Here is a 5,886-nt window from a genome sequence, read left to right as displayed (position 1 = left end):
ATATCAGGTCCGGGTAATCAGTTATGATAAATAGGACTGACACAGCAGCGATGGCAATTGCTCCTACAAGCAAGAGTCTAAAGATAACCTATGCCAAAGCGGATAAGTATAGTCCCCCATGTAAGTATTTCTGAATTAGAGCAATTTTACCGCCAAGCTAAAAATGCCATAGAAAGCCGTCAGTATCAGATTATCTGGTTACTGGCACAAGGTAAGAAAACAGAGGAAGTTGAGGAAATCACAGGTTATAGCAGAACATGGATCTACGGATTGGTTAAAAGGTATAACCAATGGGGACCTTCAGGACTCGGCGATCGCCGGAGTCAAAATCAAGGTTCAAAGCCATTAATTGAAGATATTGAACAAGCACAACTATGGCAGGTTTTACAAGACAATTCCCCTGATGGGGGGTTATGGAACGGTCGGAAAGTCGCAGATTGGCTGACATCTGTAACCGGACGATACATTAGTCGTCACAGAGGATGGGAAATATTACGCCAGATGACTTTTAGGTTGCGAGTGCCTCGGCCCTGTCACACAGAAAGCTCACAAAGCGAGCAAGAAGCCTGGAAAAAAAACTAGGGAAACAGGTCGCAGAACTCAAAAGCCGCTACCCGCTCGGCGGAAATTGAACTGTGGTGTGAAGACGAACACCGCTTGAGACTTAAGCCAATTCTGCGACGAGTGTACGTTCCTGAAGGGGAAGCGCCAATAGCTAATGTCAATTGGCGATTTAAGTGGTTATGGTTGTATGCCTTTGTACGTCCTCAAACTGGAGAAACTTACTGGTGGATTCTCCCCTATGTAAATACCCAGCTCTTTAATCGAGTTTTAGCAGATGAGAGCTCGTGAATTTAAATTAGGTAATAATAAGCATATCCTTCTGGCTGTTGACCGAGCTGGATGGCATATTAGCGATGATTTAAAAATTCCTGAAGGTTTACATTTAACACTGTTACCTTCCCATTCACCCGAATTGCAACAGCCGTGAAAGATTGTGGGCTTTGGTTGACGAACCCCTGGCTAATCGAGCGTTTGAAACCCTTGACGATTTGGAAGAAGTTTTATTTCATCGATGCCAATCTCTGCTTCAAGAGCAAGATTTAATTCAAGGGGTAACTGGTTTTTATTGGTGGACTAAAATTGGAGTTTAATCGTAAGTCATTTACCGGACATGATATCAGTGGTAATGCTTGTATCACAGTTTAAATGCACAACAGCTTATATGGATTGTCCAGTGACCCACTCACTCATGCCATTTCAACAATCTACTCCCGACAAATAAGATCCCAAAGTAACCTAGTTCGAGGGCTTGGTTGTTTTAATTTTGGGAGGAATTCGATAAATCACCCACTTGGGTGTTTCTTGATAGAGTTCCAATTTTTTTTGAATGTATGCAACTAATTTAGGGTTATCTTTTGCAATTTGATTATTCTCATATTTAACAATTCCCATCCAATCTGCTCCCTTGGTAATCAAATCTTCCAAGATGGCAATTAAAGTATCATCTGTTATGGGATATTTCCAATAAATACTATTCTTTCTCATGCTCTCTTGAGGACTCGAAGGAGGTAAACCCCAATAAATAGCAGGAGGAAAAACCCAGCCACGTCGGCGACTATAATAGATAGCGACGGGATCGCCACCTCCACGATTAGCTATAGTAACAAGAAGGTCACTTGGTTGAGTTATTTGCTGCAAAGCTATCCCTAGTTCGTAACCATCTTTTGCCCAAGGAGAATAGCACGATATGTTTAACTGTCTATAACCAATTCCAGAAATGATTAGTAGCATTGCCGTTATGAGTGCTAATGCTGAAGATAAACCTCCAACTCGCTTGGCGAATGAAGCAAGTGCTATCAAACCATTTCCTGCTAGAGCTGCGGCGGCTGGGTTGATAATATTTAAGTTAGAAGGATTTGTGACGAGCTGTTGAGCGCCAATCAAGTAATAAATGGCAAAAGCAAGTATCCAACAATGAAACATCCCTGGTACTGGTACAGCTACATTACTTGACTGCTCTTCTGATTCCTGGGTAGGAAGTTTATAATGAGGAGGAAGGAATAAACCAATAGCAACAAGGAGCATAATGGGATATGTCCAAAGCCGCTTATAAATATAATTATATAGTTGAGGTAGGAAATATTTTTGTTACCACCATTCACGTGAAGGAGGATCCCAGATCCAGTTCCCGCTGCCAGCAAAGTGGTAAGGCGGATAGGTGAAAGCAATATGCCTCGCCCACAAATAATAGGCAGCTACAGGCAGGAGGATGCAAATGCCAGCTACTCCAATTACTATCAGCTTTTTCGGGCGCAGTAATCCTCGATGACGCAGGACAACAAATATTGTATAGAGCATCGGAATGCCAATCATTAAACCTGGTAGTTTGGTTAAAAAGCCCAAAATTGCAAAGAGGGTGGCAAGTAATAAATAGTGCCAGCGGTCAGTTTGTAGGTAAGCAATCAGCATCCAGAAACTTGTGACAACTAATGCAACCATTGCCGGGTCTGGAAGGAAAGACCGATCCAGACATATATTTCCTGGTAAAATTGCGATAATTGCAGCACTCATAAGAGCGCGATCCCGATCCCAAATACGAGAAACTAACTGATAGAAGGCAAATATTCCCCACAAGCTAAACAGGACAACGACGCTGCGTCCCACCCAATCATGCTGTCCCAATAAAGTATAGAGAAAGGCTGTAATATAAGTAACTGTTTGAAATTCGCGTCCATTATAGCTAGGCCCTGGCCCATCCCAGCTAATTTCCGGGTAGAAGATATTCCCATTTCTGCGATAGAAATTTTCGGCCATCATGGCTGTGCTTGACTGACGCCAACTAAAGGCATCAATAAATGGCTGATTGATATGATTCAATCGCCACATAGCTGCAACTACAAGCATTGATATCAGGAGATAAGTGGTGTTTCTATAAATGGGAATTTTCATCTGGGATCTGATGATATAAAAAAATATCGGACCTGTAAAGCTACGCAGTAAGCTAGTGGAACCTAGACAAGGGCAGCGCTAGCTAACTAACTTTACACCTTGGAATATATCTTGGTCAAGTGGAGTACGTTAACCAGCAAAGAGGGGGAGCCTTCACAGCCTGCTCCCCCTCTTTGCTGGTTCTCTCCGGCGTTATTCTTGTTTTAATTGTGTGATATCAAGTTGTGCTTAAAAAATCCTATTTATAAGTGCAAAAAAAAATAGGAATAGTCAACATTTTTCTCATGTATCGGAAAGATTCTCCCCAAGCGATGGCGTTTTACGTTTTAGTTTTACGTTTTAAATATTCCCTGGTTTGAGCAATCCAAAAACTTCGCCTAAAGTCAACTGCATTTCCGGCATAAAATTGGGCATCGGAAGTATATCCGTTGGTTCTTGCAAAGAAATAGGCTGCTGCCTTGCGGGATAGGCTAAAATGTTTTTTTCATCGGGATCGAACAACCAACCCATCTGACAACCGGCATTCAAACAGTGCAAAATATTGTTTGTGACTTTGGTTTGGCTTTGAGCTGGGGACAATATTTCTATTGTCCAATCTGGGTGAGCATTAAATGTATTGGCAATTTCGCCGTCAGCGTCTAGGGGAATGCGATTCCAAACAAAAATCGCGACATCGGGGACAATAGAACGTCCGCCAAAGGTGCAGCGAAGTTCTGGAAATGCCCAAGCAATCCGCTGAGGTTTGCCCGCTGCATTAACCCTCGTGATGAGTTCTCCCTGAATTGTACTGTGTTTTCCTTGCGGAATAGGTTTTTGTAAGATCGCACCTTTGATGTATTCGCTAGCGGGTGTGGTTTCTGGGAGTTGCAAAAACTCGTCGAGGGTGATAGTTTTTTGAGGTGCTTGTACCATATAGCGATCGCCTATTTGAAGCGTGTTGCGGTAACTGTTCCACTATATTTGAAGTTTCGTCACTTTTGGTGCAATAATCGAACTCAAAAGACTCTAAACTGTAGCTAGCCCGCTCAGCAGTTTCCCGAACCAGCGGTCGAGCCCATTGATTGAGACAGAAGTTGGCAGTGCCGGCGTCACTCGCATCTATAAAACTGCGATTCCTAGCATTGTTTCATCTAACTACTGACTGCTGACTAATAACTAATGACTAATAACTTCTTCCTATGTCAAAAAAAATAATTAATGCAATAAAATCCAGCGGTATTTTAGGGGCGATCGCCTCTTTGACTGTTTTGTTATTCGGCGGTTGGAGCGGCACCGTGATCGGCTGGCTGATGGGTACGGCTGCGGGCTTTATTAGCTGTCAGAATCAGAAGGTTTACAGCCCGAAAATGGGTGCGACTATCGGCAGTTTAGCGGGAGTGGGATTGGGAGTTTGGCTGTTAGTTGCGAGTGTGGTAGAAGGGGTTTTAATTAGACCTTTTTCTGGTCAATCTGCTGTGGCTTTGCCGACGACGCTGCTGTACGGGATTTGCAGTTTGACGATCGCAATTTTGACAGCTACGTTAATGGGTGCTTTGCAGGGTTTGCAGGGAGAGCGCCCGCGGCTGGCAACTCTGGTGACATTAGCTTTTATTCTAATTCTGTTTCCGTTTATCGACATTCAGGCTCAGACTGGCTGGATTGCTACTGTAGTACAGATTCAAATCTTTATTATGCTGGCGCTGGGTTTGAATATTACTGTGGGTTTTGCGGGTTTGTTGGATTTGGGATATGCAGCGTTTTTTGCGATCGGCGCTTACACGACGGCTTTGCTATCTTCTGGGCAGTTAAATATTGCTTGGAATTTTTGGGTGGTGTTGCCGATCGCGGCCGGTGTAGCTGCGATCGCGGGCGTAATCCTCGGTATTCCGACACTGCGGCTCAAGGGCGATTATTTGGCGATCGTTACCCTCGGTTTTGGCGAAATTATCCCGGTTGTTTTTAGGAATTTAACTGCGATTCGCATCGACGAACCAGTCTCGAAGATTGTTGCTTCCGTGTTGGGTAAACCTGAGTTGGTGCTGTGTCTGGTTGGGTGCGATCGACCTTTTAACCTCACCGGCGGCGAAGCGGGTATAAACCCGATCGGGCGTCCATCTCTCCCCATCATCGGCACTTTCAGCACCGGCAACTACTTTCCCTGGTACTACCTAATTTTACTGCTAGTTGTCTTCGCTTACTTCATGATTTCGCGGCTGCGAGATTCCCGCTTGGGCAGGGCGTGGAATGCCATGCGCGAAGATGAATTAGCTGCTAGTGCGATGGGCATTAACCTGGTCAAAACCAAACTTTCGGCTTTTGCGATGGGAGCGACGTTTTCGGGATTTGCAGGCGCATTTTACGCCGCCTATATCAGCGCAATTTTTCCCAGCGTTTTCGATTTCTCGGTGTCGGTAATCATCCTGTGTATGGTGATTTTAGGCGGTTTGGGGAACATGACCGGGGTGATTTTGGGCGCTATCATTATCATGTCTGCCGATCGACTTTATCTGCCACAATTAGCGCAAGTCCTCAAGGGTTTTCTGAATACTTTTGTACTCCCCAGAATTGCAATTCCCCAGTTGCGAGACTTTCTGGCCACCAGTTTAGACCCGATTCAAATGCGCTTATTCCTATTCGGTTTAACTCTTGTTGTCATGATGCTCGTGCGGCCGGAGGGGCTGATTCCTGATAAGATACACCAAGCTGAACTGCATTCGGATGGTGAAGCGAGCAATGAGTCTTTAGCAGATGCTAGAAGTCAATAAGTAGGTAAGGGCAAAAACCATAGTATTTTGTAGGCGGGTTTAGCTAAGAATCTAGGATGCAAGGGAGTTTAGGGGTGTAAAAACCCCGGCCCCATCTAATGTTGATTTCTAACCAACTACTTAGTAAGGGTGAAAGATTAGCCATGAAAAATGTAACTGGTACTGCTTTTATCGTTGCGGAATTTAGAGC

The 5,886-nt window shown here is 44.3% G+C and carries 4 protein-coding genes and 1 pseudogene; 2 read left to right on the top strand and 3 right to left on the bottom strand.

Annotated elements, in window-relative coordinates:
- Window positions 1-90 precede the first annotated feature (90 nt).
- Window positions 91-1,154 (top strand): annotated as a pseudogene (locus QUA38_RS27030) (IS630 family transposase).
- A 145-nt stretch (window positions 1,155-1,299) separates the two neighbouring features.
- On the opposite strand, the gene QUA38_RS27025 reads toward QUA38_RS27030, so the two are convergent.
- From QUA38_RS27025 to QUA38_RS27015, 3 genes are all read right to left on the bottom strand, one after another.
- On the bottom strand, window positions 1,300-2,088 hold the full coding sequence (locus QUA38_RS27025) for a hypothetical protein (protein WP_333167336.1): 789 nt from the start codon (window positions 2,086-2,088) through the stop codon (window positions 1,300-1,302).
- Between the two features lie 63 nt (window positions 2,089-2,151).
- Window positions 2,152-2,952, bottom strand: coding sequence for a glycosyltransferase family 39 protein (locus QUA38_RS27020; RefSeq protein WP_333167334.1), 801 nt, complete (start codon window positions 2,950-2,952; stop codon window positions 2,152-2,154).
- Between the two features lie 339 nt (window positions 2,953-3,291).
- Window positions 3,292-3,864: a Uma2 family endonuclease gene (locus QUA38_RS27015; protein ID WP_333167332.1), complete on the bottom strand. Its 573-nt coding sequence runs from the start codon at window positions 3,862-3,864 to the stop codon at window positions 3,292-3,294.
- Window positions 3,865-4,130: 266 nt separating this feature from the next.
- On the opposite strand from QUA38_RS27015, the gene QUA38_RS27010 reads away from it, so the two are divergent.
- On the top strand, window positions 4,131-5,696 hold the full coding sequence (locus QUA38_RS27010; protein WP_333167330.1) for an ABC transporter permease subunit: 1,566 nt from the start codon (window positions 4,131-4,133) through the stop codon (window positions 5,694-5,696).
- Window positions 5,697-5,886: the final 190 nt, after the last annotated feature.

The organism is Microcoleus sp. Pol12B4, from assembly GCF_036701385.1.
Classification (GTDB): Bacteria; Cyanobacteriota; Cyanobacteriia; order Cyanobacteriales; family Microcoleaceae; genus Microcoleus.
Note: the sequence above shows the minus strand (reverse complement) of the source record. Positions and strands in the feature narration are given on the sequence as shown.